The sequence below is a fragment of the Kitasatospora sp. NPDC059571 genome (assembly GCF_042735675.1).
Lineage (GTDB): Bacteria > Actinomycetota > Actinomycetes > Streptomycetales > Streptomycetaceae > Kitasatospora.
The window spans coordinates 1-1,663 of sequence record NZ_JBHWBW010000333.1 but is presented as its reverse complement, the minus strand read 5'-3'; the positions used below and the strand labels follow the sequence as shown (position 1 = coordinate 1,663).

Genomic DNA, 1,663 nt, shown 5'->3' with positions numbered 1-1,663 from the left:
GCCGTCCTGGTGCTCGCGGAGTCCGCGGCCTGACCCGCCGCGGCCGCGGCCGGCCGGCCGCCCACCCGCGACCGGCCGCCCGTCTCGCCAGGAGAAACGGAAACATCCGCATACCGAGACATGGATGTCAGGGCGGGGGCGGGAATCTATACGATGAGCCCATGCGTTCCGTCGATGTGAGCATCCAGGCCCCGGGCACCCGCCTCGTGGCGCGCCTGCACATCGACCTGTGCCGGCTCGCCAGCGCGATCTGTCCCGGCACCGCCGACGCCCACTGACTCGGCACCGCCCGCCCGCCCCGGCACCACCGGGGCCACACCCCCGTGCCGCGACGCGAGCGGCCCACCCGACCACCTCCCCAGGAGCGCAGCCATGGCCATCGAGGTCCGTATCCCGACCATCCTCCGCAGCTACACCGACGGCGCCAAGGCCGTCGAAGGCACCGGCGCCAACCTCGGTGAGCTCTTCCAGGACCTCGACGCCCGCCACCCCGGCATCGCCGACCGGCTCCTCGACGCCGGCGAGCTGCGCCGCTTCGTCAACGTCTACCTGAACGACGAGGACGTCCGCTTCCTGGAGGGCATCTCCACCGCGGTCGCCGACGGCGACAGCGTCACCATCCTCCCCGCCGTCGCCGGCGGCATGAAGTAATGCGCTACGACAGCCCGATCGAGGCCGTCGGCAACACCCCGCTGGTCCGCCTGCCGAGGATCTCGGCAGGCATCCCCGGCAACGCCGACGGCCTGGTCAGCCTGTGGGCCAAGCTGGAGGACCGCAACCCCACCGGCTCCATCAAGGACCGGCCCGCGCTGCACATGATCGAGCGGGCCGAGGCCGACGGCCGGCTCACCCCGGGCTGCACCATCCTGGAGCCCACCAGCGGCAACACCGGCATCTCGCTCGCCATGGCGGCCAAGCTCAAGGGCTACCGGATGGTCTGCGTCATGCCGGAGAACACCAGCGAGGAGCGTCGCGAACTGCTCCGGATGTGGGGCGCCGAGATCATCTCCTCGCCCGCCGCCGGCGGCTCCAACACCGCCGTCCGGATCGCCAAGGAGATCGCCGCCGAGCACCCCGAGTGGGTCATGCTCTACCAGTACGGCAACCCCGACAACGCCGGCGCGCACTACGCGACCACCGGCCCGGAGATCCTCGCCGACCTGCCCACCGTCACCCACTTCGTGGCGGGCCTCGGCACCACCGGCACCCTGATGGGCGTCGGCCGCTACCTGCGCGAGAAGGTCCCCGGCGTCAGGATCGTCGCCGCCGAACCGCGCTACGACGACCTGGTCTACGGCCTGCGCAACCTCGACGAGGGCTTCGTCCCCGAGCTGTACGACGCCGAGGTGCTGACCACCCGCTACTCCGTCGGCTCCGCCGACGCGGCCCGCCGCACCCGTGAGCTCCTCCAGGAGGAGGGGATCTTCGCCGGGGTGTCCACCGGCGCCATCCTGCACGCCGCGATCGGCGTCGGACGCAAGGCCGCACAGGCCGGCGAGCGAGCCGACGTGGTCTTCGTGGTCGCCGACGGCGGCTGGAAGTACCTGTCCACCGGCATCTACACCGCCGAGTCGACCGAGGCCGCCGTCGAGGCGCTCCAGGGCCAGCTCTGGGCCTGACCGCCCGCTGCGCCGAGGGCGCGGACCCCTGCCCGGGGTCCGCG

3 protein-coding genes are annotated in these 1,663 nt (G+C 72.6%); all 3 read left to right on the top strand.

The window, feature by feature from the left end:
* Nucleotides 1–161 precede the first annotated feature (161 nt).
* Nucleotides 162–278 carry a putative leader peptide gene (locus ACFV0G_RS28320; protein ID WP_380553970.1) on the top strand — a complete coding sequence of 39 codons (117 nt, stop codon included), beginning with the start codon at nt 162–164 and terminating at the stop codon, nt 276–278.
* A 94-nt stretch (nt 279–372) separates the two neighbouring features.
* Entirely contained in the window at nt 373–651 is a 279-nt protein-coding gene (locus ACFV0G_RS28315) for a MoaD/ThiS family protein (RefSeq protein WP_380553968.1), read from the top strand.
* Nucleotides 651–1,619 (top strand): PLP-dependent cysteine synthase family protein, encoded by a 969-nt coding sequence (locus ACFV0G_RS28310; protein WP_380553966.1) that lies wholly within the window; start codon nt 651–653, stop codon nt 1,617–1,619. The genes ACFV0G_RS28315 and ACFV0G_RS28310 overlap by 1 nt, the downstream gene beginning before the upstream one ends.
* The last annotated feature ends 44 nt before the right edge of the window (nt 1,620–1,663 follow it).